This is a genomic window from Xylophilus sp. Leaf220 (genome assembly GCF_001421705.1).
Classification (GTDB): Bacteria; Pseudomonadota; Gammaproteobacteria; order Burkholderiales; family Burkholderiaceae_C; genus Xylophilus.
Genome location: NZ_LMKO01000012.1, coordinates 455,597 through 482,520, shown reverse-complemented (window position 1 = coordinate 482,520; position 26,924 = coordinate 455,597). Strand labels below are relative to the sequence as shown.

Annotated in this window: 29 protein-coding genes and 1 pseudogene; 8 read left to right on the top strand and 22 right to left on the bottom strand. The window is 69.9% G+C overall.

The genetic code is table 11. From position 1 onward, the window contains the following. The first annotated feature begins 67 nt into the window (after nt 1-67). On the top strand, nt 68-1,660 hold the full coding sequence (locus ASE76_RS10935; RefSeq protein WP_055838956.1) for a methyl-accepting chemotaxis protein: 1,593 nt from the start codon (nt 68-70) through the stop codon (nt 1,658-1,660). A 10-nt stretch (nt 1,661-1,670) separates the two neighbouring features. On the opposite strand, the gene ASE76_RS10930 is transcribed toward ASE76_RS10935, so the two are convergent. Further along, complete coding sequence (locus tag ASE76_RS10930) at nt 1,671-2,759, bottom strand: hypothetical protein (protein ID WP_055838953.1); 1,089 nt, start codon at nt 2,757-2,759, stop codon at nt 1,671-1,673. A 107-nt stretch (nt 2,760-2,866) separates the two neighbouring features. Between ASE76_RS10930 and ASE76_RS10925 the strand changes: the two genes are divergently transcribed. Together ASE76_RS10925 and ASE76_RS10920 are read left to right on the top strand one after the other, a co-directional pair. Beyond that, nucleotides 2,867-3,742: an ion transporter gene (locus ASE76_RS10925; RefSeq protein ID WP_055838950.1), complete on the top strand. Its 876-nt coding sequence runs from the start codon at nt 2,867-2,869 to the stop codon at nt 3,740-3,742. A 29-nt stretch (nt 3,743-3,771) separates the two neighbouring features. Next, on the top strand, nt 3,772-4,134 hold the full coding sequence (locus ASE76_RS10920; protein ID WP_055838947.1) for a DUF1304 domain-containing protein: 363 nt from the start codon (nt 3,772-3,774) through the stop codon (nt 4,132-4,134). Nucleotides 4,135-4,141: 7 nt separating this feature from the next. Here ASE76_RS10920 and ASE76_RS10915 read toward each other — a convergent pair whose 3' ends face one another. Then, nucleotides 4,142-4,552, bottom strand: a complete 411-nt coding sequence (locus ASE76_RS10915; RefSeq protein ID WP_236698401.1) for a DUF1439 domain-containing protein — start codon at nt 4,550-4,552, stop codon at nt 4,142-4,144. 251 nt (nt 4,553-4,803) lie between these two features. Here ASE76_RS10915 and ASE76_RS21470 point away from each other — a divergent pair. Next, nucleotides 4,804-4,995: pseudogene (locus ASE76_RS21470) on the top strand (methyl-accepting chemotaxis protein); the annotation flags it as partial. A gap of 25 nt (nt 4,996-5,020) precedes the next feature. On the opposite strand, the gene ASE76_RS10905 reads toward ASE76_RS21470, so the two are convergent. The 7 genes from ASE76_RS10905 to ASE76_RS10875 form a co-directional block, all read right to left on the bottom strand. Beyond that, nucleotides 5,021-5,803 carry an amino acid ABC transporter ATP-binding protein gene (locus ASE76_RS10905; RefSeq protein ID WP_055838941.1) on the bottom strand — a complete coding sequence of 261 codons (783 nt, stop codon included), beginning with the start codon at nt 5,801-5,803 and terminating at the stop codon, nt 5,021-5,023. Then, nucleotides 5,787-6,440, bottom strand: a complete 654-nt coding sequence (locus ASE76_RS10900; RefSeq protein ID WP_055838939.1) for an amino acid ABC transporter permease — start codon at nt 6,438-6,440, stop codon at nt 5,787-5,789. The genes ASE76_RS10905 and ASE76_RS10900 overlap by 17 nt, the downstream gene beginning before the upstream one ends. Nucleotides 6,441-6,449: 9 nt before the next feature. Further along, complete coding sequence (locus ASE76_RS10895; RefSeq protein ID WP_055838937.1) at nt 6,450-7,112, bottom strand: amino acid ABC transporter permease; 663 nt, start codon at nt 7,110-7,112, stop codon at nt 6,450-6,452. A 43-nt stretch (nt 7,113-7,155) separates the two neighbouring features. Continuing rightward, nucleotides 7,156-7,950, bottom strand: a complete 795-nt coding sequence (locus tag ASE76_RS10890) for a transporter substrate-binding domain-containing protein (protein WP_055838934.1) — start codon at nt 7,948-7,950, stop codon at nt 7,156-7,158. After that, nucleotides 7,947-8,720 carry a GntR family transcriptional regulator gene (locus ASE76_RS10885; protein ID WP_055838929.1) on the bottom strand — a complete coding sequence of 258 codons (774 nt, stop codon included), beginning with the start codon at nt 8,718-8,720 and terminating at the stop codon, nt 7,947-7,949. The genes ASE76_RS10890 and ASE76_RS10885 overlap by 4 nt, the downstream gene beginning before the upstream one ends. Nucleotides 8,721-8,848: 128 nt before the next feature. Then, on the bottom strand, nt 8,849-10,219 hold the full coding sequence (locus ASE76_RS10880) for a hydantoinase/carbamoylase family amidase (protein ID WP_082448318.1): 1,371 nt from the start codon (nt 10,217-10,219) through the stop codon (nt 8,849-8,851). Then, nucleotides 10,216-10,887, bottom strand: a complete 672-nt coding sequence (locus ASE76_RS10875) for an orotate phosphoribosyltransferase (protein ID WP_055838926.1) — start codon at nt 10,885-10,887, stop codon at nt 10,216-10,218. Before ASE76_RS10875 ends, ASE76_RS10880 begins: the two co-directional genes overlap by 4 nt. A gap of 130 nt (nt 10,888-11,017) precedes the next feature. Between ASE76_RS10875 and ASE76_RS10870 the strand changes: the two genes are divergently transcribed. Further along, nucleotides 11,018-11,938 (top strand): LysR substrate-binding domain-containing protein, encoded by a 921-nt coding sequence (locus ASE76_RS10870; protein WP_055838924.1) that lies wholly within the window; start codon nt 11,018-11,020, stop codon nt 11,936-11,938. 30 nt (nt 11,939-11,968) lie between these two features. Here ASE76_RS10870 and ASE76_RS10865 read toward each other — a convergent pair whose 3' ends face one another. The 3 genes from ASE76_RS10865 to ASE76_RS10855 all read right to left on the bottom strand — a co-directional run bounded on the left by ASE76_RS10865 (nt 11,969) and on the right by ASE76_RS10855 (nt 14,926). After that, nucleotides 11,969-12,397, bottom strand: a complete 429-nt coding sequence (locus ASE76_RS10865) for a DUF2721 domain-containing protein (RefSeq protein WP_055838920.1) — start codon at nt 12,395-12,397, stop codon at nt 11,969-11,971. 28 nt (nt 12,398-12,425) lie between these two features. Further along, a complete protein-coding gene (locus ASE76_RS10860) occupies nt 12,426-13,409 on the bottom strand; it encodes a tripartite tricarboxylate transporter substrate binding protein (RefSeq protein ID WP_055838918.1) in 984 nt (327 codons plus the stop codon). 74 nt (nt 13,410-13,483) lie between these two features. Next, nucleotides 13,484-14,926 (bottom strand): NAD(P)/FAD-dependent oxidoreductase, encoded by a 1,443-nt coding sequence (locus tag ASE76_RS10855; RefSeq protein ID WP_082448369.1) that lies wholly within the window; start codon nt 14,924-14,926, stop codon nt 13,484-13,486. Between the two features lie 114 nt (nt 14,927-15,040). On the opposite strand from ASE76_RS10855, the gene ASE76_RS10850 reads away from it, so the two are divergent. Together ASE76_RS10850 and ASE76_RS10845 are read left to right on the top strand one after the other, a co-directional pair. Then, nucleotides 15,041-15,805 (top strand): 2OG-Fe dioxygenase family protein, encoded by a 765-nt coding sequence (locus ASE76_RS10850; protein WP_055838914.1) that lies wholly within the window; start codon nt 15,041-15,043, stop codon nt 15,803-15,805. Between the two features lie 102 nt (nt 15,806-15,907). Then, complete coding sequence (locus ASE76_RS10845; protein WP_055838911.1) at nt 15,908-16,366, top strand: universal stress protein; 459 nt, start codon at nt 15,908-15,910, stop codon at nt 16,364-16,366. Nucleotides 16,367-16,426: 60 nt separating this feature from the next. Here ASE76_RS10845 and ASE76_RS10840 read toward each other — a convergent pair whose 3' ends face one another. The 7 genes from ASE76_RS10840 to ASE76_RS10810 form a co-directional block, all read right to left on the bottom strand. After that, entirely contained in the window at nt 16,427-17,182 is a 756-nt protein-coding gene (locus ASE76_RS10840; protein ID WP_055838908.1) for an SDR family NAD(P)-dependent oxidoreductase, read from the bottom strand. Nucleotides 17,183-17,195: 13 nt separating this feature from the next. Beyond that, nucleotides 17,196-17,900, bottom strand: a complete 705-nt coding sequence (locus tag ASE76_RS10835) for an RluA family pseudouridine synthase (protein ID WP_082448316.1) — start codon at nt 17,898-17,900, stop codon at nt 17,196-17,198. After that, nucleotides 17,890-20,040, bottom strand: a complete 2,151-nt coding sequence (locus ASE76_RS10830; protein ID WP_082448314.1) for an ATP-binding protein — start codon at nt 20,038-20,040, stop codon at nt 17,890-17,892. Before ASE76_RS10830 ends, ASE76_RS10835 begins: the two co-directional genes overlap by 11 nt. Nucleotides 20,041-20,059: 19 nt before the next feature. After that, nucleotides 20,060-20,434, bottom strand: coding sequence for a glycine cleavage system protein GcvH (gcvH, locus tag ASE76_RS10825; protein ID WP_055838905.1), 375 nt, complete (start codon nt 20,432-20,434; stop codon nt 20,060-20,062). Nucleotides 20,435-20,529: 95 nt separating this feature from the next. Next, the gene (locus ASE76_RS10820; RefSeq protein WP_055838904.1) at nt 20,530-21,822 is read right to left on the bottom strand and encodes a TRAP transporter large permease; all 1,293 of its coding nucleotides are present in this window, start codon (nt 21,820-21,822) and stop codon (nt 20,530-20,532) included. Nucleotides 21,823-21,942: 120 nt separating this feature from the next. Then, on the bottom strand, nt 21,943-22,455 hold the full coding sequence (locus ASE76_RS10815) for a TRAP transporter small permease (protein ID WP_055838901.1): 513 nt from the start codon (nt 22,453-22,455) through the stop codon (nt 21,943-21,945). Between the two features lie 107 nt (nt 22,456-22,562). Next, nucleotides 22,563-23,549, bottom strand: coding sequence for a TRAP transporter substrate-binding protein (locus ASE76_RS10810; RefSeq protein WP_055838898.1), 987 nt, complete (start codon nt 23,547-23,549; stop codon nt 22,563-22,565). Nucleotides 23,550-23,733: 184 nt separating this feature from the next. Here ASE76_RS10810 and ASE76_RS10805 point away from each other — a divergent pair, with 184 nt between their 5' ends. Further along, nucleotides 23,734-24,438 carry a glutathione binding-like protein gene (locus ASE76_RS10805; RefSeq protein ID WP_055838895.1) on the top strand — a complete coding sequence of 235 codons (705 nt, stop codon included), beginning with the start codon at nt 23,734-23,736 and terminating at the stop codon, nt 24,436-24,438. Between the two features lie 12 nt (nt 24,439-24,450). Here ASE76_RS10805 and ASE76_RS10800 read toward each other — a convergent pair whose 3' ends face one another. The 3 genes from ASE76_RS10800 to ASE76_RS10790 form a co-directional block, all read right to left on the bottom strand. Then, nucleotides 24,451-24,780 carry a type II toxin-antitoxin system YafQ family toxin gene (locus ASE76_RS10800; protein WP_055838892.1) on the bottom strand — a complete coding sequence of 110 codons (330 nt, stop codon included), beginning with the start codon at nt 24,778-24,780 and terminating at the stop codon, nt 24,451-24,453. Further along, nucleotides 24,752-25,021: a type II toxin-antitoxin system RelB/DinJ family antitoxin gene (locus tag ASE76_RS10795; protein ID WP_055838889.1), complete on the bottom strand. Its 270-nt coding sequence runs from the start codon at nt 25,019-25,021 to the stop codon at nt 24,752-24,754. The genes ASE76_RS10800 and ASE76_RS10795 overlap by 29 nt, the downstream gene beginning before the upstream one ends. 117 nt (nt 25,022-25,138) lie before the next feature. Further along, nucleotides 25,139-26,845 (bottom strand): electron transfer flavoprotein-ubiquinone oxidoreductase, encoded by a 1,707-nt coding sequence (locus ASE76_RS10790; protein ID WP_055838886.1) that lies wholly within the window; start codon nt 26,843-26,845, stop codon nt 25,139-25,141. Nucleotides 26,846-26,924: the final 79 nt, after the last annotated feature.

Below are 26,924 nucleotides of genomic sequence, written 5' to 3'. Positions count from 1 at the left end.
GTTCAGACCCACATCTCGCGCGCGGCCACCGGTCGTGCCTGCCTGGCGTCTAAATTTAGGAGTCGTTATGGCGTTTCGGGACCTGTCGGTCAAGACCAAGCTCGCAATCAATTTCGGCGTGCTCACCGCGCTTCTGCTCGCGGTGGCCGCCTCGGGCCTCGTGGCCCTTTCCAATGCCAATACTCAGTTCAGCCAGTACGTCAACGGGCTGAGCGCGCGCGCGCGGGTGGCCGAGCATGTCCGCACCTCCGTCGACCGGCGGGCGATCGCGGCCCGCAACCTGGTGATCGCCGGCCGCCCGCAGGATGCGGATGCCGAGTACGCGAGCGTGCTGCAGGCCCACAAGGACGTGGACACCAACCTTCAGAAGCTCGGCGCGATGCTCGCCGCATCGCCCGAGCCGAACGCCACCGCGAACGATCTGTACGCGCGCATCCAGGAGATCGAACGCCAGTACACCCCGGTGGCGCTGACCATCGTGCAGCTGGCCCGCGAGCAGAAGCGGGACGAGGCGATCGCGGCCATCATCGAGAAGTGCAATCCGCTGCTGCTGCAGCTGGTGCAGGCGACACAGGCGTACTCCGACTTCACCGAGCAGCGCGCCCAGGCCTCCATCGAAGACGCCACCGCGCAGTTCGAGCGGCAGCGCGCGATGCTGCTGGCTTTTTGCCTGCTGTCGGCGGCCGTGGCGCTAGGCACCGCATACACCATCACGGTGCGGCTCACCCGGGCACTCAAGCAGGCGGTCGAGGTGGCCGACCACATCGCCGACGGCGACCTGTCCCACCGAGTGGACATCCTGGCCAAGGACGAGACCGGCCAGTTGCTGATGGCGCTGCGCAACATGCAGGACAAGCTCGGCGGCATCGTCGGCACCGTGCGCGAGAACGCGGTGGCGGTGGCGTCGGCCAGCAGCGAGATCGCCGAAGGCAACCACGACCTCAGCCGGCGCACCGAGCAGCAGGCGTCCGCGCTGCAGCAGACGGCCGCGTCGATGGAAGAGCTGGGCTCCACGGTGCAGCACAACGCCGCCAATGCACAGAACGCGAACCAGCTCGCGCTCCAAGCGTCCGAAGTCGCCACCCGCGGTGGTGGCGTGGTCGAGCAGGTGGTGGAGACGATGAAGGGCATCCAGGTCAGCTCCAGCCGTATCGCCGACATCATCGGCGTCATCGACGGCATCGCCTTCCAGACCAATATCCTGGCGCTCAACGCCGCAGTGGAGTCGGCGCGGGCGGGCGAGCAGGGCCGCGGATTCGCGGTGGTAGCGGCGGAGGTGCGCAGCCTGGCGGGCCGCAGCGCGGCGGCGGCCAAGGAAATCAAGTCGCTGATCGAGGCCAGTGCCGAGCAGGTCGCGCGTGGCACCGCGCTGGTGGGCGACGCGGGCAGCACCATGGTCGAGATCGTCGGGGCGGTCAAGCGCGTCAGTGCGCTGATGAACGAGATCAGCTACGCCACCGACGAGCAGAACCAGGGCATGCAGCAGGTGGGCGGCTCGGTCACGCTGATGGACGAGATGACCCAGCAGAACGCCGCGCTGGTCGAGCAGAGCGCGGCGGCCGCATCGGGCCTGCGGCTGCAGGCGGAACAGTTGGTGCGGGCCGTCTCCGTGTTCCGCCACGGGCCCGGCGCACCGGGGCAGTTGCTGGCGCTTCAATGACCTGGAGCGTTCACCCGAAGACTTCCTTGGCGCGCCGACCGATGTTGCCGCAGGCGTCCGCTTCCGGTCCGAACCAGGCCTGGTGCGTCGCTTCGTCGATCAGCAGTTGCGCTGGATCGATCTCGGGGTGGTACTTGAGCGGGTACGGATCGTCGCCGTGGGAAAGCCACCGGCCGATGGAGGAGAAGTGCGGCAGCGCATGGTCGCAGGCGTAGCCTTTGATGACCGGTACGTTCGCCATCCGCAGCAGGTGGCTCATCAGGCCCACCGTGCCCGCGCAGCCCGCGGTCCAGCGCTTGACCGTCGTTTCCTGGTAGGGATGGTCGGGCGACGGCGTCGGGATCGTGCCCTCGATGCAGCGCGACACCGGCATGTAGCCGCGGTAGTGCCAATGGTTCTCGTACTCGTCGGCTCCCGGCGCGCCGCCGAAATGGAACAGCGTGCCGCAGAACCGCACCATCTCGACCACGGTGTCCAAATGGGTGGAGCGCAGGAGGCTGAAGGTATCGAGCGCCTGGCGCATGTAGCCCGGTCGCGACGGCAGCACCCAAGCATTGACCATGTAGCCGATCAACTTCTGGCCGCCGGAACCCACCGCGTTGACCCATTCGAACAGCGACCGGCTGTCCAGCAGCCAGGCCCGCTCCTCCTCCGTGCGTTGCGACAACCCGAATGCGGGCGGCAGCCGCATGTCCGAGACCAGGCAGGTCGCCACGCTTTCCATGTAGTGCTGCAGCGCCACCGCCTGGGTGAGGACGGTCGTCGGATGCTCGCCCGGCGGCGGGACGAACGTGTTGGGATACGGCGTCGGATCGGCCGATAGCGTCCCGTACCACGCCTTGGCGAAGGCGTCCTTCAACAACTGGCGCTCGCCGGTGTTCCAGTCCTTCCACGCCGCCGGGCCGTGCTTTGCCAGGGCGGTGTCGGGCCGTTCCCACACGATGGAGCCGCTCACGGTCGGGTTCTTCGTCAGCCATTTGTCGAGGTCGGGCGGCAGCAGCTTGATCTCGTGCGGGATCTTCTGCCTGTCCAGCACGACATCGCCGAGCTTCTTGCCGATCGGATCTAGCTTGCCGAAAAACGGTTTGGACGTTGCCATGCGCGGACTCCCGGTGGTAGCGGAGGCGGCAGTCTAGAAGCGGGCGAAAAAGACGACAACGCCGCGCATCGGCCGGCGGCCGTCGGCCGGCTTCTAGAATCGACCGGATGGCCGCCGCACCCCCGACATCCCCGCCCGAATCCATCCGTTTCGGCAAGCCCGAGCGCGGCTGGCGCCTCGACGTCTACCGGATCATCTTCGAGTCCGAAACCACGGCCGGCCGCAACTTCGACAAGCTGCTGATACTGCTCATCGTGCTGAGCGTGGGCGTGGTGATCGCCGACAGCGTGCAGTCGGTCCACGACCGGCACCATCTGCTGTTCAGCCGGCTGGAGTGGGTTTTCACCGTGCTCTTCACGCTGGAATATGCCGCGCGGCTGCTGTGCCTGCAGCATCCCTGGCGGTATGCCCGCAGCTTCTTCGGCATCGTCGACCTGCTGGCTCTGCTGCCGACCTACCTGGCACTGGTGTTCCCCGAACTGCATGCGCTGATCGACGTGCGCATCCTGCGGCTGCTGCGGGTCTTCCGGGTGTTCCGGCTGGCGGCGTACGTGGTCGAGTTCCAGGCGCTGGGCCAGGCGCTGCACAGCAGCCGGCGCAAGATCATGGTGTTCCTCTCGGCGGTGTTGATGATCGTGCTGGTCGTCGGCACGCTGATGTACGTCGTCGAAGGGCCCGAGCACGGCTTCACCAGCGTTCCGACGTCGGTCTACTGGGCGATCACCACCATGACGACCGTCGGCTTCGGCGACATCACCCCGCGCACCGACCTGGGCCGGCTGATCTCCTCGGTCATGATGCTGCTCGGTTGGGGCACCCTGGCCGTGCCGACCGGCATCGTCACCGCCGAGATGACCGCTCGGCGGGTCATGCTCTCGCCCGGCACGCCGGCCTGCGAGGCCTGCGGCGCCGCCGGCCATGCTGCCCAGGCGCGCTTCTGCATGCAGTGCGGAGCGCCTCTGCCCGAGAGCGCCGACCGCTGACTCCTACCACCTGAACCGGAAATTCCACCATGCTGATCGCTGCCCATGCCGTCGTCGCGCTCGTCGCGCTGATCCACGTCTACATCCTGGTGCTGGAGATGTTCCTGTGGGACAAGCCGCTGGGGCTGAAGACGTTCCGCCAAACCTTGGCGCAGGCCCAGGCGTCGAAAGTGCTGGCGGCCAATCAGGGGCTCTACAACGGGTTCCTGGCGGCCGGCCTGCTGTGGGGGCTGTGGCTGGGCGCTGCCGGTGCCGGCGTGCAGTTGTTCTTCCTCGGCTGCGTACTGGTCGCCGGTCTCTACGGTGCGGCGACGGTGGGCCGAAAGATACTTTTCGTGCAGGCACTGCCGGCGGCGGCGGGCATCGCGCTGGTGCTGCTGGCGCGGGCCTGACGGGAGGCTAGCGCACGTCCACCGTCAGCCCCGCATCGGTGACGGTGATCTCGCCGATCTCGAGTTTGCGATTGCCCAGCCGCAACTCGTCTTCGGTGAAGGTGTGCAGCGGATAGTCCCGCAACAACTCGCGTGCCACGGTGGCGCCGAGCGACTGGAGGTTGCGGCTGTCGTCGGCCGACAGGCCCTGGAGCGCGAGGCGCTCGGCCGTCGGTTCATGCAACCGGACGGTGCGGGAGGCGGCGTCGAACTTGAGGCCGCTGCTGATCGCCAGCACGCCCGGCACCGGGGTGGGCAAAAACAGCGGGTTGCGCACCGTTGCATCGACCGTCACCGCCAGCCGGTTGGTCTGCGGCAGCAGGGCTACGCGCGGCGAGGTCAGCTTCACCTCGAACATCTCCATGTAGCGCAGTCCCACCGGAAACCGCTTGGCGATGCCCGCCTGCACTTCGTCCCGGCTGACGGTGTAGGTGCCGGTCCAGATGTTGTAGCCGGCGTTCGATCTGACTGACCATGCCGAGGCTGCAAGTCCTCCTAGGACTGCAGACAGGACTTTGCGACGGCGAGGACTCGGGGGCGAGGTGTGCAGGGCTGGAGACATCGCTGTGTGACCGCTACATCCTGCCTGCAGTTCCTTCGCAGGCTCTTGAAGCAGCGCGAACCGCCACCATCCTGGCGCTCGACGCCGCAGTCGAGGGGCCCCACGCCAACGCGAAGGGCAGGGGCTTCGCGGTGGTGGCGTCGGCGGTGCGCAGCCTCACGCAGCGGTCGGCCTCGGCCGCCAAGGAGGTCAGGACGCTGATCGCCGACTCGGAAGGCCACGCGGCCCACGGCAGCCGGGTGATGCGGACCACGGGAAGCGGCGATCCTCCCACCCCGCCCGGGCTCAGTCGTGCAGCGACGACAGGAACTGCTTCAACTCGGCCGTTTGCGGGCTGCCGAACACCGCCGCCGGCGGGCCCGATTCATGCACCCGGCCCTGGTGCATGAAGATGACCCGGTCCGCCACCTTGCGGGCGAAGTTCATTTCGTGGGTCACCATCAGCAGCGTCATGCCTTCGAGCGCCAGCGACTCGACCACCCGCAACACCTCGCCGACCAGTTCCGGGTCCAGCGCCGACGTGATCTCGTCGCATAGCAGCACGGCCGGCTCCATCGCCAGCGCGCGGGCGATGGCCACCCGCTGCTGCTGGCCGCCGGAGAGCTGCTCGGGCCGCGCGTCGAACTTCTCGGCCAGGCCCACCCGCTCCAGCAGCTTCTTGGCATGCGCGGTGGCGTCGGCCTGGGATTTCTTCTTGACCAGGGTGGGCGCCAGCATCACGTTGCGGCCCACCGAGAGGTGCGGGAAAAGATTGAAGCTCTGGAAGATCATGCCGACGCGCTGGCGAAGCTCGCGCATCGCCATGGCGCTGTCGTAGATCAGCGGCTTGCCGTCGACGGTCAGGGCGCCCTCCTGGAACACCTCCAGCCCGTTGATGCAGCGCAGCAGGGTGCTCTTGCCCGAGCCGCTCTTGCCGATGATGGCGATCACCTCGCCGCGCGCCACCTTGAGGTCGATACCCTTGAGCACCTCGTTGCTGCCGTAGGACTTGCGCAGCCCCGTGATCTGCACAATGGGTGCGCCCGGCACGGCCGGCGCCAAGGCTACGGGTTCAACGGCGGTCTGCATGGAGTTTCCTTTCGAGGGACTTGGCGAAGAGGCTGATCGGGAAGCACAGCGCGAAGTACATCAGCGCCAGGCAGCTGTAGACGACGAAGGGCTTGAAGGTGGCGTTGGAGATCATGCTGCCGGCCTTGGTCAGCTCGATGAAGCCGATCACCGAGGCCAGGGCGGTTCCCTTGACCACCTGCACCAGGAAACCGACGGTCGGCGCGATCGCCAGGCGCGTCGCCTGCGGCAGCACCACATGGCGCAGCTGCTCGGCGAAGCTCAGCGCCAAGCTGCCCGAGGCCTCCCACTGGCCGCGCGGCACCGCGGCCACGCAGCCGCGCCAGATTTCGGTGAGGAAGGCGCTGGAGTAGAGGGTGAGCGCCAGCGCGGCAGAAAACCAGGCCGAGGTGTCGATGCCCAGCAGCGCCACGCCGAAGTACGCGAGGAACAGCTGCATCAGCAGCGGCGTACCCTGGAAGAGCTGCACGTAGCCGGCGACGAATTGCCCGGCGATCTTGCCGCGCCCAAGCCGCAGCACCAGCAGCGCCATGCCGACGATGCCGCCGCCGACGAAGGCGATCAGTGACAGGGCGATCGTCCAGCGCGCCGCCAGCAGCAGGTTGCGCAGGATGTCCCAAAGGGTGAATTCGACCATGCCGGGCTCCTAGCGGCCGAAGATGAAACGCGGGCCGGCCCACTGCAGCAGCCGCCGCAGCGCGATCGACAGCAGCAGGTACAGGCCGGTCGCGACGATGAAGGCCTCGAACGCGCGGAAGTTGCGGCTCTGGATCAGGTTGGCCGCATAGCTCAGCTCGGGTGTCGAGATCTGGCCGCACACGGCCGATCCCAGCATCACGATCACGATCTGGCTGGTCATCGCCGGCCAGACCTTGGCGAGCGCGGGCGGCAGCACCACCCGGGTGAAGATCTGCAGCCGGCCCATGGCCAGGCTCTGGGCCGCCTCGACCTGGCCGCGCGGGGTGGCTTCGATGCCGGCCCGGATGATCTCTGTGGCGTAGGCCGACAGGTTCACCACCATCGCGATCACCGACGCCGTCTCGGGCGAAAGCTTCACCCCCGCGGCCGGCAGGCCGAAGAAGACGAAGAACAGCTGCACGATGAAGGGCGTGTTGCGGATCAGCTCCACGTAGGTGCCCACCACCCAGCGCAACCAGGCCTGCCCGTGGGCCCGCGCCCAGGCGAAGGCGATGCCGAGGGCCATGCCGACGACCGTGGCGACGGCCGTCAGGCCCACCGTCCAGTAGAGGCCGTGCAGCAGCAGCGGCCATTCGGCCAGTACCGCGGGAAAGTCGAGCTGGATGCGCATGGGCCGTCCGTCGTATGGGTGAAATGATCAGCCGCGGAGCTGCTTACTGCGGCAGGTCGCCGGCCGGGCGGCCGAGCCATTTGTTGGCCATCTTGTCGATGTCGCCGCTCGCCTTGGCCTCGGCGATGATCTCGTTGACCTTCAGGCGCAGCTTGTCCTCGCCCTTGGCCACGCCGATGAAGTTGGGGCTGTCTTTCAGCAGGAGCTTGTACTCGGCGTTGACCTGCGGATTCTTGGCCATCATGTTGCCGGCGACCGAGGCGCTGGTGGCGACCACCTGGGTCTGGCCGGCGACGAAGGCGGCGATGGTGGCGTTGTTGTCCTCGAAGCGCTTGACGTCCACGCCGGTGGCGGGGATCACCTTGGCCAGCTCCTGGTCTTCCATCGCGCCGCGGGTCACCGCGACCGACTTGCCGGCCAGGTCGGCGAAGCTCTTGATCTGCAGGGTCTTCGGTGCGAACACGGCCTGGAAGAACGGCGAGTAGGCGGAGGTGAAGTCGATCACCTTCTCGCGCTCGGCGTTCTTGCCCAGCGTCGAGATCACCAGGTCGGCCTTGCGCGTCTGCAGGTACGGCACCCGGTTGGCGCTGGTGACCGGCACCAGTTCGACCTTCGCGCCCAGCTTGGCGGCGATCAGCTTGGCCATGTCCACGTCGAGGCCCTGCGGCTGCAGGTCGGTGCCGACGAAGCCGTAGGGCGGGTAGTCGGTCGGGATGGCGATCTTGATCGACTTCGACTTCATGATCGTGTCGAGGGCCTCCTGGGCCTGTGCGCCGGTGGCGGCCAGCGAGGCGAGGGCGAGCAGGCCCATGGCGAGGCGACGGGAAATGGGGGTCATAGCAAGGCTCCTAGGTAGGTGGAAGAGTCGGGGGATTCGTGGGGGCCGGTCGCCGCCGGCGCCGCGGCGGATCGGGGCGCGCCGCGGGCGCTGTCGGCCATCGGGGCGAGCGCGTCGCGCAGCTGGCTCAGCGCGTCGACCTCGGCCGCCGGCTGCAGCCGCAGGGCGTCCTGCACCGTGCCGATGTGGTCGGACATCAGACGCTCGGCCAAGGCGGTGTCGCCTGCCTCCAGCGCGGCGACGATGCGGACATGGTCCTCGCAGGACTGCGCGGCGTCGTGCGAAGACTGGTAGAGCATCGCGATCAGGGTGGTGCGCGCGGTGAAGTCGCGCAGCGTGTCGGCCAGCAGGTGGTTGCCCAGGCACTCGGCCAGGCAGACATGGAAGTCGCCGAGCAGGAAGCTGCGGGCGCCGACGTCGCTGCCGCGGACCGCGGCCTTCTCGCGCTGCAGGTGCAGCTTGAGCTGCTTCAAGGCGTGCTTTCCCAGCGGCGGCATCTGGCGGATCAGCCCCAGCTCGATCACCCGGCGCGCCGCGAAGGCCTCGCGCGCCTCGGCCTCCGAAGGCTCGACCACGAACCAGCCGCGCCGCGCGGTGACGGTCACGATGCCGCGGGTGGCGAGCCGGGTCAGGGCCTCGCGCACGATGGTGCGGCTGCAGTTGAACAGGATCGCCAGCTGCTGCTCGCCGAGGCGGGTGCCGGGCGCGAGCTTCTGCGCCATCACGGCTTCGATGATGCGGGTGCTGATGTCGGCGGAAGAAGCGGCCATGCCTGTACACAAGCATTTCGCATGCCTGCTTGTATGCAAGCTTTGTGCCCTCGATTGGGATTTGGTGCTGCGAAGTGGTGCGCCGCAGGCACCAGCATGGGCGCCGGGCCGCGCGGCCACCCGCGCATTTATCCGGCCGGTTGCACCGGCAACGCGCCGGCCAGCACGCCTGCCGCCAGCATGAAGTCGTCCAGGTCCATCGCCTCGTACGGATTGTGGGAACCGTGGGCGTTGCGCACGAACACCATCGCCGACGGGATGCCGGCATTGGCGAACACCGCCGCGTCGTGCCCCGCGCCGCTGGCCATACGTTCGAGCGCCGGGCCACCCTGCGCCGCGGCCGAGCCGGCCAGCCGGTCGGTCCAGAAGGCGTCCATCGTGGCGGGCGCGGTGACCAGCCGGGCGTCGAACTCGAATACGACGCCCCGCGCGGCGGCGATGGCGGCGCATTCGTCGCGCATCAGGGCGTAGAAGCGTTCGAGCGTGCCGCTGTCCTGGCTGCGTGCCTCGAAGCTGAACTGCACCTCGCCCGGAATGACCGACACCGCCTGCGACGCGGCCGGCGTGCTGCAGATGCCGGTGGTCATCACCAGGTCCATGCCCATCTGCAGCAACACCCGCCAGTGCTCGTCCATCCGGGACAGCAGCTCGGCCACCGCCAGCAGCGCGTCCTTGCGCAGCCAGCGCGGCACCGCGCCGGAATGGCCGGTCTCGCCCAGGCAGCGGATGGCGTTGTGGCGCACGTTGCCGCGGATGCCGGTGACGGCCGTCGCGGGCCAGCCGCGCGCCACCATCACCGGCCCCTGCTCGATGTGCAGCTCCAGGTAGGCCGCGACGGCGCGGCCGTCCAGCAGCGGCTCGCCGCGCCGGATCGCCGCCACGTCGGCGCCGCACCGCGCCATCGCCTCGCCCAGCGTGCCGTGGCCGCTGCGGTGGGGCAGGGCCAGCGCATCGGCCGGCAGCCGGCCCAGCAAGGACAGCGATCCGATGTAGGCCTTGCCGTACCAGGCGCTCTCTTCGCCGCGCAGGGCCAGCACCCGGACCGGAGGCGCATCGGCGTGGCGTCCGCGCAGGGCGGCCAGCACCAGCATGCCGGCCACGATGCCCGCCAGCCCGTCGTAGTTGCCGCCGCGCGGCACCGAATCGGCATGCGATCCGATCACCACTGCGGGATCGGTCCGCGTGTCGTCCGCCAGCCGCATCCAGAGGTTCTGCGCCCGGTCGCGCGAGCAGGTGAAACCCAGTGCCGCGGCGTGGCGCTCCAGGATGCCCAGCGCGCGCTCTTCGCCCTCGCCGTAGCTCTCGCGGGTGATGCCGGTGCCGTCGTGGGTGGCGTCGGCGACGTCCCGCAGCAGGGCGGCGGCCCGGTCGCGATGCGGCGCGAGGTCGAGCGGAGCCGGCGCCGACGGCGCCGCCGGGCCTGCGGCACGAGGAACGGCGGCTGCGTCCGCGGCGGACGCGGCGAGCGGCTCGGCCACGTAGGTCGTCGGCGCGCTCATGCTCCGATACCTCCGTGCGCCACCGACCACCGCACCGGCGCCGCGCTGAAGTCGGCCAGCACGGCTTTCTGCGCGGCGGCAAGCCGCCCGTCCTCCAGCAGAGCCGCATGCAGATCCGGCCAGGTCGAGAGCGCATGCAGCCGCAGTACCGCCGTGTCGGCCGCCGCGGCCGAGGCGGGGTAGAGCGCGTAGTCGAGCAAGACCAGCGCGTCGTCCACCGCGGTACCGGCCTGCCGCAGGGCCGCGGCGGCGCCGCTTTTGGAACGGCCGTCGGTGGTCACGTCGTCCACCAGCAGCACCCGTGCGTCGGCGGGCAGCCGGCCTTCGAGCTGCGCGGTGATGCCCCAGCCGATGGGGCGCTTGCGCAGGTAGAGCAGCGGCAACCCCAGCCGCTCCGCCAGCCACGCCGCGAAGGCGATGCCCGCGCTCTCCGCACCCACGACGGCGTTGATGCCCGACGCCGCGACGTGCGGCGCGACGGTACGGGCCGCGATGTCCATCACCTCGGTGCGCAGGGCGACGCTCGACATCAGCACCCGCGCATCGACATACACCGGGCTGGCCCAGCCCGAGGTGTAGAAGAAGGGCGTGGCATCGGCCACGCGCACGGCGCCCAGGACGACCAGCGAGCGGGCGACGCGGGCGGCATCGAGAGGGGAAACGAGCATGCGCAGGTCCAGGTGTGGGCAGGAAAGGAGCGGATGCTAGGGAGACCGGGCGCTGCCGAGAAGCGCGCAAATCGGCGCGAGCCGTTCCCATCCGCGATGGCTCGCCGGTGGCGGCTACGATGCACGCACCATGCCCACCTTGCCTTCGCCCCGCACTTTCCTGCGCCAGCTCGACCTGGCGACCCTCGACCTCTTCGCGCTCGTATGCGAGAGCGGCAGCATCGCCCGTGCCGGCGCGCGGGGCCAGCTGGCGGCGTCGGCGATCAGCAAGCGCATCGCCGAGCTGGAGGCGCTGGCCGGCGCGCCGCTGCTGCTGCGGCACGCCCGCGGCGTGCGGCCCACGCCGGTCGGCGAACTGGTGCTGGGCCATGTGCAGACGCTGCTGGGCGAGGTGGAGCGGCTGCGGGCCGACCTGGGCGACGTGGCGGCCGGCGTGCGCGGGCAGGTGCGGCTCTGCGCGAGCGCTTCGGCGATGGAGCAGTACCTGCCGGCCGACATCGCCGCCTTCATGCGCCGCCATGCCGACATCAGGATCGACGTGCGCCAGGGCGCCAGCCGTGCGGTGGCGCAGGCGGTCCGCGAGGGTGAGGTGGAGCTGGGCATCTGCGGCCCGAGCGACGGCGTGGCCGGACTCGAATCGCGCCGGTACCGGACCGAACGCCTGGTGCTGGTGGTGCCGCGCGGGCATCCGCTGGCGGGCAGCCGGGCGGTGGCCTATGCGGATGCGCTGGGCGAGCCGCAGATCGGCCTGCGCGACAGCAGCACGGTGCAGCAGGCGCTCGACCGCGAGGCCCGCGCCGCGCAGCGCACGCCCGGCCGCCGGATCGAGGTGGACAGCCTGAGCGCGATGTGCCGGATGGTCGAGTGCGGCCTGGGCCTCGGCGTGATGCCCGTGGGTGCCTTCAAGGCGATGGGCGTCGGCCGGCGGCTCGCCGCGCTGCGGCTGACCGATGCCTGGGCCGCGCGCGCGCTCGACCTGTACGCGGTGCGCTTCGACGCGTTGCCGGCGGCGGCGCAGCGCTTCGTGGACGAACTGGCGCCGGGGCCCTAGGGCGCACCCGCTCCGCCGTCCGGCCCGCCTTCAGGTGGGGTTGATGCTGTGCTGCGCTACGAAGATCTCCGCCACCAGCAGCACGTAGGTGCCGATCAGCGCCACCATCGCCGCGATGAACAGCACGGCCACCGGCCGGTCGAACGCGATCGTGAGTTCGTTGGCGATGAAGAGCGAGCCGATCAGCAGGCAGACAATGACCGCGCAGCCCGCACCGGTGCACACCGCCGCGTTTATGATCCGGGCGCGCCGGTCGAGGGTCTTCAATTCGGCGTCGATGTCCGCCTGCTTGCCGGCGTCGGCCGACTCGCGGTCCTCGCGGCGCTTGTGGGTGCGGTCGTTGACCCGGGCCAGCCGGTTGGTCAGGATGGTGAGCGTGCCGCCGATGGCGGCCAGCATGAAGGCAGGGCCCACCGCGAGCTGGATCACGTGGGACGTATCGGCGTGCAGGGAAAGCATGGTCGGTCGTGGGTGGCAGGGTTCCGCCTCAGTCCATCTTGGCGCCCGAGGCCTTCACCGCCTGCTCCCAGCGCGGCGTCTCGGCCACCAGGAACTGGCGGAACTCCTCGCTGCCGAGGAAGGCCGGGTCGGCGCCCTGGGCGACCATGCGGGCCTTCAGGTCGGGCTGCGACAGCACCTGGCGGAACGCGTCGCTCAGCTTGGCGACCACGTCGGGCGGCGTGGCCGCAGGTGCCAGGAAACCGTAGAAGCCGACCACCTCGAAGCCCTTCAGCCCCGCCTCGATGGCGGTGGGCACGTCGGGCAGCGCCGGGTTGCGCTCGCGGCTGGTGACGGCCAGGGCCCGTACCTTGCCCTGCTTGGCGTACGACGCGGCCTGCGGGATCGATTCGGCCATGAACTGCACCTGGCCGGCCATCAGGTCGGTGAAGGCGGGCGCGCTGCCGCGGTACGGGATGTGCACCATGAACAGGCCGGTGGCGCTCTTGAACATCTCGGGCACCAGGTGCGAGATGCCGCCGTTGCCGGCCGATCCGTAGTTGACCTTGCCCGGCTGGGCCTTGGCGTAGGCGATGAATTCGGGGAGCGTCTGTGCCGGCACCCGGTTGTTGACCAGCAGCGCCAGCGGCTGCTGCGCGGTGCGCGCGATCGGCACGAAATCGCGCAGGGTGTTGTAGGGCAGCCGGGGATACAGCGCGCCGTTGATCACGGCGACGCCGGTATTGGCCAGCACCAGGGTGTAGCCGTCGGCCGGGCTGCGGGCCACCGCGTCGGCACCCACCGCGCCGCCGGCGCCGGGCTTGTAGTCGACCACCACCGGCTGGCCCAGCACCGCCTGCAGCCGGTCCGACAGCAGCCGCGCATGCTGGTCGAGGGGGCCGCCGGCGGGAAAGCCGATCACCACCTTGATCGGCTTGTCGGGAAACGCGGCGCGGGCCTGCGGCGCGGCGGCCAGTACGAAGGCCGCCGCCAGCAGGGCGGGCAGGGCACGGAGGGTGGGCAGCAGGCGCATTTGAGTGTCTCCTCGTCTCGTTTCGGATGGAGACCGGATCATACGAACCGCCGCGCCCGCCGCGCCCGCCGTGCCTACTCCTCGCCGCCGGTGCCGTCGGCGCGGGGGTGGCGCACGCCGGTCAGCACCCGGGCCGGCCGCTCGAAGCTCCAGTAGGCCGACGCCCAGTCGAACAGCACCTCGATGCGGTTGCGGAAGCCGATCAGGAACCAGATGTGCGCGAAGAGCCAGAACAGCCACGCGAGGAATCCCGAGAAACGCACCGGCCCCAGCGGCGTCGCCAGGTCGACCACCGCGGCATGCCGGCCGATGGTGGCCAGGTTGCCGTAGTCGCGGTAGCGGAAGGGCACGGTCGGCTGTGCCGCGAGCCGGCGGCGCAGGTTGGCGGCGGCGGTTCGGCCCATCTGCTTGGCGCCGGGCGACACGCCGGGCACCGGGCGCGGGGCCTGGCCCGGGGCATGGCTGAAGGCCGCGGCCAGGTCGCCGATCACCGAGATCTCCGGATGCCCGGCCAGGGACAGGTCGGGCTCGACCGTGACGCGGCCGGCGCGGTCCACCGCCGCGCCGGTGGAGCCGGCCAGCAGCTTGCCGAGCGGCGAGGCCGCCACGCCGGCGGCCCAGATCATGCATCTGCTATCGATTCTGTAGCTGGAGGCCGGCGATCCGTCCGGGCCTGCGGCCGATTGGACCTGCAGACCGTGGGCATCGATCTGCGTCACCCGGGCCCCGGTGCGCACATCGACGCCCAGGCGCTTCAGCTGGGTGCGGGCCTTTTCGCCCAGGTGCTCGGGGAAGGCGGCCAGCACCCGCGGGCCGCCCTCGACCAGCAGCACCTGGGCACTGGCCGGGTCGAAGTTGCGGAACTCGCCGGGCAGCGTCTTGCGGGCGATCTCGGCCAGGGTGCCGGCCATCTCCACCCCGGTCGGGCCGCCGCCGACGATCACGAAGGTGAGCCAGGCGGCGCGGCGCGCCGGATCGGGCTCCTTCTCGGCGGCCTCGAAGGCCAGCAGCACCCGGCGGCGGATCGCGAAGGCGTCGTCGAGCGTCTTCAGGCCCGGCGCGTGCACCGCCCAGGCGTCGTTGCCGAAATAGCTGTGGGTGGCACCGGCCGCGACGATCAGGTGGTCGTAGTGCAGGGTGCCGCCGTCGGAGAGGCCGAGCGTCCGGGCGGCGGGGTCGATCGCGTTCACCTCGCCCAGCAGCACGGTCGCGTTCTTCTGCTTGCGGAACAGGTGGCGGATCGGCGCGGCGATGGCCGGCGCGGCCAGGCCGGCGGTCGCCACCTGGTAGAGCAGGGGCTGGAAGAGGTGGTGGTTGTTGCGGTCGACCAGGGTGATGTCGATGGCGTCGTCGGCCAGCGCGCGGGCCGCTTCCAGCCCGCCGAAGCCGCAGCCGACGATCACCAGGTGCGGCCGGTCGCTCTTCACGGCGGCGGTCGCCGCGGGGTGGGTGGCCGGCGCGACGGGCTCGGCGGCGATGGCTTCGGGCGAGACGGCGGAGGGCGGTGTGGCGGTCATGCGCTTCATTATGGGCGGCAGGGCGGGAAAACCCGCATCCGCCGCCAAACGCTACGCACTTGCGGCCCGCAGGGTTACCGCGACCGGCCGGCACGCGGTAGTAAGCTCGGCCGCATGAGTGCCAGCTTCGCCCCGCCGTACACGCCCCTCGACCACCTCGTGCCGCAGATGCAGGAGCGCGGCTGCGCCGTGCTGACGCCGCAGGACGTGGGCCGTTGGAGCGGCGCCGATGCCGCGTCGCTCGACGCGCTGCGGGCCGACTGGGCGGACCTGCCGCCCGACGAGTACCTGCGCGACGGCGGCCGCTACCGGAACCGCCGCCACGCCTGCTTCGTGGTCGAGGGCGACGCGGTGCAGCCGGTGCCGCACCGCGCCCACTGGCAGCCGGTCGAATACAACGCGCTGCACGGCGGCATGGAGCGCTGGTTCGCCCCGATGCTGCCGCAGACCACCGGCGCCCCGGCCTGGCAGGGCGTGCTGCGCGCGCTGTCCGGGCTCGCCACGGCGCTGCGCGGGCCGCAGCCCTGGTTCGTCGAAGCCCACCAGTTCCGGATCGACACCGCCGGCGGCATCGGCCGGCCGACGCCCGAGGGCGCCCACCGCGACGGCGTGGACCTGGTGGCGGTGTTCCTCATCGACCGGTTCCAGGTCAAGGGCGGCGAGACCCGCGTCTTCGATGCGGCCGGCCCCGGCGGCCAGCGCTTCACGCTCGCCGAGCCGTGGTCGGTGCTGCTGCTCGACGATCCGCGCATGATCCACGAGACGACGCCGATCCAGCCGCTGGGCGAGGCCGCCGGTCAGCAGGGCCACCGCGACACGCTGGTGGTGACCTGCCGGGCCGGCGGTTTCCAGGGCAGTCCGCAGGTCGCGGGCGGCTAGCAGCATGCGGCCCGGCGCACCTCGCGCCGGGCCGCTCCAGCGGCGGCCGGTGCCGCCGGTTCCGGTGCACAGCACCGTTCCACGACGAGAAGGAGAAGCGCCATGTTCACCCACATCCTGGTACCGGTCGACGGCTCCGACGCCGCGCTGGAAGCCCTGGCGAAGGCCGCGCAGCTGGCCAAGACCTTCGGCAGCGCGCTGTCGGCGGTGTACGTGATCGATCCGTACCCGTTCACCGGCGTCGGTACCGACCTGGCCTACGGGCAGGAGCATTACCTGGCCGCTGCCAGCGGCGAGGCCGACGCGGCGCTGCGCGCCGCCACCGAGACCGCCGCCGCCCTGGGCGTGACGCCGGAGACGATGGTCGTCGAGGGCCATGCGGTGCACCGCGGCATCGTGGAGACGGCCGAGAACCTCGGCGCCGACCTGGTCGTGATGGGCTCCCACGGCCGCCGCGGGCTGGAGAAGCTGGTGCTGGGCAGCGTCACCCAGCGGGTGCTGGGCGACGTGCGGATCCCGGTGCTGGTGGTGCGTGGCACGCCGGCGGATTCGGAAGAATGATGGCCGCGGCCGGCGCCCCATGCCGGCCTCCCGCTATATAAATAATAGCAGCGGGGTGTATCAGCCCCGCACGTCGGCCACCGGCTCCGCCCCGAAATCCGGGCGTGCCAGGAAGGCCAGCACCTGCGCCGCCGCATCGGCCGGCGCGGTCAGCTGCGCTCCGGTGTGCAGTCCCTCGAAGCGGGCCCGGTCGGGGAAGGCCGCGGCGTCGGCGCTGCGCAGGTGGTGCTGCATGTCGGTGTCGATCACCCCCGGCGCCAGTGCGCAGAGCCTGGCGCCGTGGGGCCGCCGCGCTTCGTCCAGCGCGGCGCAGCGGGTGAACATGTCCATGCCCGCCTTGGCGGTGCAGTAGCCGGCCTGCGACGCCATCGGCCGCCGGCCCAGGCCGGACGAGATGTTGAGCACCTTGCGCGGCACCGTCCAGGCCCGGGTGGCGTGCAGGAAGGCGGCGGTGAGCAGCATCGGCGCCTCCAGCCCGACGCGCAGGGCATGGGCGGTGTCGGCGGCCGCCGCGTCGCGCAGCGGCACCACCGGCGGGATCGTGCCGGCGTTGTTGACCAGGCTGGCGCTGGCCCAGGCCTGCGGGTCGCCCGCCTGCAGCCAATCGGACAGGCGTGCGGCCAGGGGCGCGCCGTCGGCCAGGTCGTGCTGCCACTGCAGAAGCGACACGCCGGCCGCATCGGCCCGCCGCTGCAGGGCAGCGTCGGCGCTACGGGAGATGCAGAGCAACTGGTGGCCGGGCACGAGCAGCTGCTCGGCCATGGCCCGGCCCATGCCGCGGGAGGCGCCGGTGAGGATGTAGAGGTGATGGGTCATCGTTCGATTCTCGTCAGAAGGGCACCGCGCTGCGGACCTGCAGGGCCGCGCCGGTGACCGGATGCACGAAGGCCAGCAGCGCCGCATGCAGCAGCAGCCGGGGCGCGGCGGCCTGGACCGCGGCGGGTGCATAGAGCGCATCGCCCAGGATCGGATGGCCGATCGCCTGCAGGTGCACCCGCAGTTGGTGGGTGCGACCGGTGACCGGCGACAACCGGACCCGGGTGGTGCCGGCGGCCGGATCGCGGGACAGGGTGCGCCAGCGGGTGAGGCTCGGTTTACCGGCGTCCGCATCGACCCTCTGCATCGGCCGGCGGTACCAGTCGGCGCCCAGGGGCAGGTCGATCGTGTGCCAGCCGTCGGCATCGGCGCCGCCGCCCGCGGGCAGGCCGCTCGCCACCGCCTCGTACTCCTTGTGCACCGCACGTTCGGCGAAGGCGTCGCCCAGCAGGCGCTGCACGGCCGGAGAGCGGGCGAAGACCACCAGGCCCGAGGTGGCCATGTCGAGCCGGTGGACGACCAGCGCATCGGGGTGGATCGCCTGCACGCGAGCGCTCAGGCAGTCCTGCTTGTCCTCGCCGCGTCCGGGCACGGCCAGCAGGCCGGCGGGTTTTTCCACGACCAGCAGGTGCGGGTCGGCGTGGTGCAGCAGCAGGTCGGCGTGGCGGCCCCCCGCGCCCTGCGGGGCGACCGGGCGCGCGGCCGCGTCAACCGCCATCGTCGCCCATGACCAGGCGCTGCACCGTCTCGCACAGCTCTTCGACGTCGTTGGGCTTGTGGATCAGGGCGCGGGCGCCCTCGGCGCGGGCCGCGGCCTCGATCTCGGCGGTGACGTAGCCCGATGCCAGGGCCACCGGCAGGTCCGGGCGGATCAGGCGGGCCTCGCGCACCAGGTCGACGCCGCTGTAGCCGGGCATGTTGTAGTCGGTCACCAGCAGGTCGTAGCTGCGCGGATCGTTGCGCAACGCGCGCTCGGCCTCGCGGGGATCGGTGAAGCCGGTCACCCGGAACCCGCGGCGGCGCAGCAGGCGCTCGACCAGGAACACCAGCGCCCGGTCGTCGTCCACGTACATCACGTGCCGGCCGGTGCCGGCGATGCTGGAATGGTGGCGCCGCTCGGGCTCGCCGCCGCTCGGCGCAGCGCCGGCGACGTCGGCCGCCGGGAAGTACAGGGTGAAGGTGCTGCCGCTGCCCGGCGTGCTGCGCACGTCGCTCGCGCCCTGGTGGCTGCGCACCACGCCGTGCACCACCGCCAGGCCCAGGCCGGTGCCCTTGCCGACTTCCTTGGTGGTGAAGAAGGGCTCGAAGATGCGGGCCATCGTCGCCGCGTCGATGCCGGCGCCGGTGTCCGACACCGAGATGACGGCGTAGCGTCCGGGCGCGATGCCCAGCCTTTCGCATTCGCGCTGGTTGGGCGTGGCGGTGTCCAACTCGACCCGCACCGCGCCCCGGCCGTCGCCGATCGCCTGGACCGCGTTGGTGCAGAGGTTGAGCAGCGCCTGCCCGACCTGGGTGGTGTCGCCCATCACGCTGGGCACGTCGGGGGTGAGGTGCAGCGAGAGCTCCACCCCCGGCGGCAGGGTGACGCGCAGCAGCCGCTCGGTCTCGTGCACCACCTCGGCCATGTCGACCGGGGAGCGCTGGGTCGGCTCGTTGCGGCTGAAGGTCAGGATCTGGCGCACCAGGTCCCGGGCGCGGCGCCCCGCCTTGCCGATCTCCTCCAGGCTCTCCATCGCCGGCGCGCCTTCGCCCAGGTCGTCGCGGGCCAGCTCCACGTTGCCGAGGATCGCGCTCAGGATGTTGTTGAAGTCGTGGGCGATGCCGCCGGCGAGCGTGCCCATCGCCTGCATCTTCTGCGACTCGCGCAGCTGCGCCTCCAGCACCGCGCGGTGGGCCTCGGCCTTCTTGCGGCCGGTCAGGTCGCGGGCGAAGACGGTGGTGCTCTCCCCGGTGGCGTGCCGCTCGAACGAGACGCTGATCTCCACCGACAGCTCGCGGCCGCCGGCGGTGCGGGCGGTGCGTTCGCCGAGCATCGCCTGGGTCGAGATCTGGGCGAAGGCCAGGGCCTGGGCCGAGTCGGGCAAAAAACGCTCGAGCGGGCTGCCGAGCGCGTCGAGCGCGGTGCACTGGAACAGCGCCGACGCGGTCGGGTTGAACACGGTGATGCGCTGGTGCTGGTCCACGCAGATGATCGCGTCGAGGGCCGAGTTGATCACCGCCTCCAGCCGGCGCTCGCCGTGGAAGAGCTGCTCGTTGCGCTCCTGCAGGGCCATGGCGCTCTGCTGCAGGGCGCGCCGCTCGGCCAGCAGCGGGCCCTGGTCCACCACCGCGCAGATGAACTGCACCGCCGCCTCGCCCGAGGCGTGCCGGGTGTCGATCCGGCTGATGTGCAGGTCGCCGGTGATCGCGCCGGATTCGCCCATCGAGAACACGACCTCCGACACCTCGCTGTGGCCGGCGCGGCGCGCTTCGGCGAAGCCGTGGGTGACCTTGGACACGTGCCCGCGGCTGACGAAGGGCATCAGCGAGACGAGCGGCCGGTCGCGCTCGCCGGGCTGGAACATGCGCTGGGCCTTGGCGTTGCCCTGGATCACCATGTCGTGCTCGTCGATCACCATCAGCGCCAGGGGTACGCTGGCGAAGAGGGCCTCGAACCGTTCCGAAGCGCCTTCGGCGGCGGCATTGCTGTAGAGCAGTATCTTGTTCTGCGCTTCCAGTTCGGCCACCCGCTGCTGCAGCACGTCGACCCGGCGCGGACCGCGCCGCGGTGCCGGTACCGCGGCTCCGCCGGGCGGCACCGCGCGGGCCAGCAGGGGAAACGGGGGCAGCAATTGCTTGCGGCGCGATGCTTTGGGCATGGGGTGCGATCGGCGTCGGCTAGGCGTCCTGCGTGAGCTGGCTGTAGGCGGGCGCGTCCAGCAGCGCGTCGAATTCCTGCAGCGCCGAAGGCTTCACCTGGAAGAACCAGCCCTCGCCCTCGGGGTCGCGGTTGGCGAGCGACGGGTCGGCGCGCAGCGCCTCGTTGACCGCGACCACCTCGCCCGACAGCGGCGCGTAGACGTCGGATGCGGCCTTCACCGATTCGACGACGCCGGCCACCTCGCCCTGTCGCAGCACGCGGCCCACTTCGGGCAGCTCGACGAAGACGATGTCGCCCAGCGTGTCCTGTGCGTGCCGGGTGATGCCGACCCGGGCGGCTTCGGGTGCCGCGGTGTCGGCCCACTGGTGTTCGGGGGAATACTTGACGCTCATGGCGACTCTCCGTTGGTGGGTGGGCGCCGCACGCCACGACCCGGTCGAAATGAGGAGAAGTATGCCGCCAGCCGTGTTCGCCCGCACGCCGCCCGCTACAGGAATCCCCAGAGGTGCGGCAGCCAGGTGCTGATCGCCGGCACGAAGGTCAGCAGCACCAGCACCACGCCGTGGGCCCACAGGAAGGGCACCAGTTCGCGCACCAGCGCCGACATCGGCACCTTCGACACGTTGCAGGTCACGAAGAGCAGCCCGCCCACCGGCGGCGTGATCATGCCGAGCGTGAGGTTGAAGATGACGATCATCGCGAAATGCGTCGGGTCGACGCCCAGCTTCACCGCCACCGGCGCCAGGATCGGCGCGAGCACCATCACCCCCGGCAGCGGCTCGATGAAGATGCCGAAGAGCAGCAGGAAGATGTTGACGATCACCAGGAACATCCACGGCGACAGGTTCATGCCCACCAGCCATTCGGCCATGCTCTGCGGCACGCCCTCGATGGTCAGGATCCAGGCGAACGAGGCCGACAGGCCGATGATGATCAGCACCGAGGCCGCCAGCAGCGCCGAGCGTGCCAGGATGTCGGGCACGGCGCGCCAGGTGAGGGTGCGGTAGACGTACTTGCCGCAGAGCAGCGCGTAGAAGACCGCCACCACCGACGCCTCGGTCGGGGTGAACCAGCCGGCCCGCATGCCGCCCAGGATCACCACCGGCAGCAGGATGGCCGGCAGCGCCTTCCAGGTGGTGCGCACGATGTCGTTCAAGGGCGGCAGCGTGCCCGCGCCCTTGTAGTTGCGCTTCTTCGACACGTGGAAATTGACCACGCACATCGCCACCGCGATCAGGATGCCCGGCAGGATGCCCGCCACGAAGAGCGAGCTGACCGAGACGTTCTCGTCCTGCAGCGCGTAGATGATCATGATGATCGAGGGCGGGATGATCGGCCCCACGATCGCGGTGGACGCGGTGAGCGCCGCCGCATAGGAGCGGTCGTAGCCGGCCCGGTCCATCATCTTGATCAGCATCGAGCCCGGCCCCGCCGCATCGGCCAGCGCCGAGCCCGAGATGCCCGAGAAGAAGGTGAGCGACACCACGTTGGTGTAGCCCAGCCCGCCGCGCTTGTGGCCGACGAACTGGCCGGCGAACTTCAGCAGCACTTCGGTCAGCGAGCCGCCGCTCATCAGCTCGGCCGCCAGGATGAAGAAGGGCACCGCCATCAGCGGAAAGCTGTCGATGCCGGTGAAGGTCTCCTTTAGCAGCACCAGCAGCGGATAGCTCTCGGCGAAGATCAGCGTGGCGGCCGTCGCCATGCCGAGCGCGAAGGCCACCGGCACGCCGATGGCCAGGAAGATGCAGGCGGAGGTGATGAGGATGACGCTGGCGTTCATGGGCGGGACGTTGCGGAGATTTTTTTCAGCACCACCGCGGGGTCGGCTGTGCCGGACCGCTGGTGGTGCCCCCTGCAAGGGGGTGTGCGGAGACACGCAGTGCGGAGCATGGGGGTGTGCCTAGAGTGAGGCGCTGGCGGTGGCGTCGAAATGGTCGTCCGACTGGAACTCCCTGCGCAGCACGTAGCCCCGCACCACCAGCAGGAAATGCACGATCAGCAGTACGCCGCCGATGCTCATCGCGCTGTAGACGTAAGCGAACGGGATCTGCGTGACCGCCGTCAGCTGGAACATGGTGCGCTGCATGTAGAGCCAGCCGTACCAGACCATGAAGCCGAAGAAGCAGAACAGCAGCACGGCCACCAGCGCCCGCATGGCGATGCCGCCGGCGCGGGGCAGGGCGTCCTGCAGGTTCTCCACCGCGATATGCCCGCCGTGGCGCAGCACCGGGCCGGCGCCCAGGAAGGTCAGCCAGATCATCATGTGGCGCGACACTTCTTCGGCCCATTCGAGCGACTGGCTGGTGAGGTAGCGCAGCGCCACGTTCACGAAGATGATGACCGCCATCGCGGCGAGCAGGAAGATCAGGGCCCAGCGGTTGGCTGCCAGGAAATAGCGCTCGAAGGCTTGCACGGTCGGATTCTCGGGTTCGGGCTGCAGGTGAAAGACGAACCGCCCGGCGCCGGTACGGGCGTGCGGGCGGTGGGGCGGGGGAAGGGCGCGTGCGCGCCGCGGGGGCCCTACTGCACGTCCTGGATCTTCTTGATGTTGTCGGCGCCGAACTCCTTGGCGTAGTTCACGTAGGCCGGCTTGATCGCCTCGCGGAACGCGGCGGCGTCGACGTTGCGAGTCACCTTCATGCCGGCCTTCTCCAGCAGGGCGATGCCGTTCTCCTCGTCGTCGTTGACCTTCTTGCGCTGGGCGGCGGCGCCCTTCTTGGCGGCTTCCAGGAAGACCTTCTTGTCGGCGTCGTTGAGCTTGTTCCACACCTTGGGCGAGAGCAGCAGCAGCGCAGGCGAGTAGACGTGGTTGGTCAGCGACATGTGCTTCTGCACCTGCGCGAACTTGGACGACAGGATCACCGGTACCGGGTTCTCCTGCCCGTCGACCGTGCCCTGCTGCAGCGCGCCGAACAGCTCGGGGAAGGCCATCGGCGTCGGCAGGATGCCGAAGGTGCGGTAGCCGTCCATGTGCACCTTGTTCTCCATCGTGCGCATCTTCAGGCCGGCGGCGTCGCTCGGCTTGACGATGTCGCGCTTGCTGTTGGTCATCTGGCGGAAGCCGTTCTCGGTCCAGGCCAGCGCGATGATGCCCTTGGCCGGGAACTTGGTCAGCAGGTCCTGGCCGATGGGTCCGTCCATCACCTTGCGGGCATGGTCGTAGTCGCGGAACAGGAAGGGCAGGTCGACGATCTTCATCTCCGGCACGAAGTTGCCGACCGGGCCGGTGGAGGTGTTGAGCAGGTCCTGCGTGCCGAACTGGATCGCCTCGATCTGCTCGCGTTCGCCGCCGAGCGCCGAGTTGGGAAAGTGCTGGCACTTGTAGCGGCCCTGGGTGCCTTTCTCGACCTCGTCGCAGAAGACGGTGGAGCCGACGCCGTAGTGCGATTCCTTGGTCGTGGCGTAGCCGATCTTGAGCGTGGTGGTCTGGGCCTGCGCCGCGGTGGCCAGCAGGGCGAGGGCGGCGGCAGACAGCACAGCGCGGGCGGCGTGCGGTACGAAGGACATGCGGAGTCTCCTGTTTGTTATAGGGCGCCGGGCCATTATGGTGACGGCCGCCGCAGTGCAGCATCCGGGTTTTCGTGGGTGCGGCCGACCGGCGTGCCGCCCGCGCGCTGCAGCCGTCGCCCATCCGTCCGATACTGGCGCCCCGCCTTCCCGCCCCGCAACCGCCAACCCCACCGGCCCCGCCATGATCGACCTCTACTACTGGACCACGCCCAACGGCCACAAGATCAGCATCTTCCTGGAAGAGGCCGGCCTGCCCTACACGGTGCGGCCCATCCATATCGGCAAGGGCGAACAGTTCGCGCCGGAGTTTTTGGCGATCGCGCCCAACAACCGCATCCCCGCGATCGTCGACCATGCGCCGGCCGACGGCGGCGCGCCGATCCCGCTGTTCGAATCGGGTGCGATCCTGCTGTACCTGGCCGACAAGACGCGGCGCTTCGTCCCGCAGGACCTGCGCGGCCGCAACGACGCGCTGCAGTGGCTCTTCTGGCAGATGGGCGGCCTGGGGCCGATGGCCGGGCAGAACCACCATTTCGGAAGCGCCGCGCCGGAGAAGATCCCGTATGCGATCGACCGCTATGTACGCGAGACGGCCCGCCTCTACGGCGTGCTGGACCGCCGCCTGGCGGACCGCGAATTCGTCGCCGGCGACTATTCGATCGCCGACATGGCCAGCTACCCGTGGATCGTCTCGCACGCCAAGCAGCAGCAGGACCTGGGCGACTTCCCGCACCTGCGGCGCTGGTTCGAGACCATCCGCGCGCGGCCCGCGGTGCAGCGCGCCTATGCGCTGGTCGACACCGTCAACCCGCCCGGCGCGCCCCAGCCGAGCGCCGAGGAGCAGGCGCGCATCCTGTACGGGGTGGGTGGAAGCACGAAGGCCTGAGCAGCGGGCGGATCAGTCGAACAGCTCGGCGTGGGTGCCGGCCCTGACGAAGACGATCTGCTCGTCTGCCCCGCTCTGCTCCAGCCGGTAGATCAGCAAAAAATCCCCACCCACATGGCATTCGCGGTGGTCGGCCCATTCGCCCAGGAGCGCATGGTCCAGCCACTCGGCGCCGAGCGACGCGTCGTTGGCGATCAGGAGCAGCATCGCCTCCTTCAACCGCCGCATGTCGTAGCGGCCCGAATGCGACAGCCGCGTCCAGTCCTTGGCGAAAGCCTTGGTCCGGTCGGACGACCGGGGCAGGGCGGCGCGCTTACTGCCCGGCGCCTTTTTCGAGGTCATGCATCAAATCGTCGGCTTTGGCAAAACGTGCTTTGCCGAGGGCCCGTGCCTCCTGCATCGCGGCGCGGGTCTCGGCATTCGGTGCCTGGAGGGCGAACGGGAGTTGCTGGTCGGCGACGACGCGCGTCAGGAAAACGCGCACCGCATCCGACACCGTCAGACCCATCGCGGCCAGTGTCTCGGTTGCCTGCGCCTTGATCTGTTCGTCCACCCGAACGTGGACCATCGTGGTTGCGGCCATACTGCATCCTTTGTTGGCGGTGAGATACATTGTATCTCGGCGGATGCAGCGTACGCCACGGCTGTTGCAAGCAGCCACCCTCCATGCAAAACGGGGCCGAGGCCCCGTTCGTTGTGGCTACATGCCCGAGTAGTTGGGCCCGCCGCCACCTTCCGGCGTCACCCAGACGATGTTCTGGGTCGGGTCCTTGATGTCGCAGGTCTTGCAGTGCACGCAGTTCTGGGCGTTGATCTGCAGCCGCTCGGCCCCGGGGCCGGCCGCCTCGTCGGCCACGAACTCGTAGACGCCCGCGGGGCAGTAGCGCTGCTCGGGGCCGGCGTACTGGGGCAGGTTGATCCGGGTCGGGACGGTAGGGTCCTTCAGGGTCAGGTGGGCGGGCTGCTGCTCCTCGTGGTTGGTGTTGCTCACGAACACGCTGGAGAGCCGGTCGAAGGTCAGCTTGCCGTCGGCCTTGGGGTACTTGATCGGCTTGCACTCGGCCGCCCGCTTGAGGCGGGTGTGGTCGGCCTCGCGCCGGTGGATCGTCCACGGGATGTTGCCGCCCAGGAGCTTCTGCTCGATGCCGGTCATGATGGTGCCGATGGTGCGGCCCTTCTTGAACCAGGTCTTGAAGTTGCGGTCCTTGTAGAGCTCCTCGCGCAGCCAGCTCTTCTCGAAGGCTTCGGGGTAGGCGGTGAGTTCGTCGTGCTGGCGGCCGGCGTGCACCGCTTCGAAGGCGGCTTCCGCGGCCAGCATGCCGGTCTTGATCGCCGAATGGCTGCCCTTGATCCGGCCGACGTTGAGGTAGCCGGCTTCGCAGCCCACCAGCGCGCCGCCGGGGAACACGGTCTTGGGCAGGGCCAGCATGCCGCCGGCGGTGATGGCGCGGGCGCCGTAGCTGATCCGCTTGGCGGGCTTGATGCCGTGTTCCTCGTCGCCGTCGAAGTAGTAGCGGATGTTGGGGTGCGTCTTGAAGCGCTGGAATTCCTCGAACGGGCTCAGGTACGGGTTCTGGTAGTCGAGGCCCACCACGAAGCCGACCATCACCTTGTTGTCTTCGGCGTGGTACAGGAAGCCGCCGCCGTAGGTGGCGTTGTCCAGCGGCCATCCGGCACCGTGGATCACCAGGCCGGGCTGGTGGCGGGCGGGGTCGATCTCCCAGAGTTCCTTGATGCCGATGCCGTAGCTCTGCGGATCGCTGTCCTTGGCCAGGTCGAACTGCTCGATCAGCTGGCGGCCCAGGTGGCCGCGCGAGCCTTCGGCGAAGACCGTGTACTTGCCGTGCAGCTCCATGCCCAGCTGGAAGTTGTCGGTCGGCTCGCCGTCCTTGCCGATGCCCAGGTTGCCGGTGGCGACACCGCGGACCGAGCCGTCCTCGTTGTAGAGCACCTCGGCGGCCGGGAAGCCGGGGAAGATCTCGACGCCCAGGCCTTCTGCCTGTTCGGCCAGCCAGCGGGTCAGGTTGCCCAGGCTGATGATGTAGTTGCCGTGGTTGTGGAAGCAGCCCGGCAGCATGAAGTTGGGGGTGCGCAGGGCGCTCTTCTCGCCCAGGAACAGGAAGGCGTCTTCGGTGACCGGCTGGTTCAGCGGCGCGCCCAGTTCCTTCCAGTTGGGGAACAGCTCGTTAAGCGCCTTCGGGTCCATGATGGCGCCCGAGAGGATGTGGGCGCCGGGCTCCGAGCCCTTCTCCAGCACTACCACCGACAGCTCCTTCTCCTGTTCGGCGGCCAGCTGCTTCAGACGGATCGCGGTGGAGAGGCCGGCGGGGCCGCCACCGACGACGACCACGTCGTACTCCATGGCTTCGCGGGGACCGAACTGGGCAATGATCTCGTCGTGGGTCATGGAACGCTTTTCTTGTCGTGGAATGGGATTGTCGGGCGGGCCTGCGAAAGGCCATGTCCAGTGCGTGACTGATTTTATT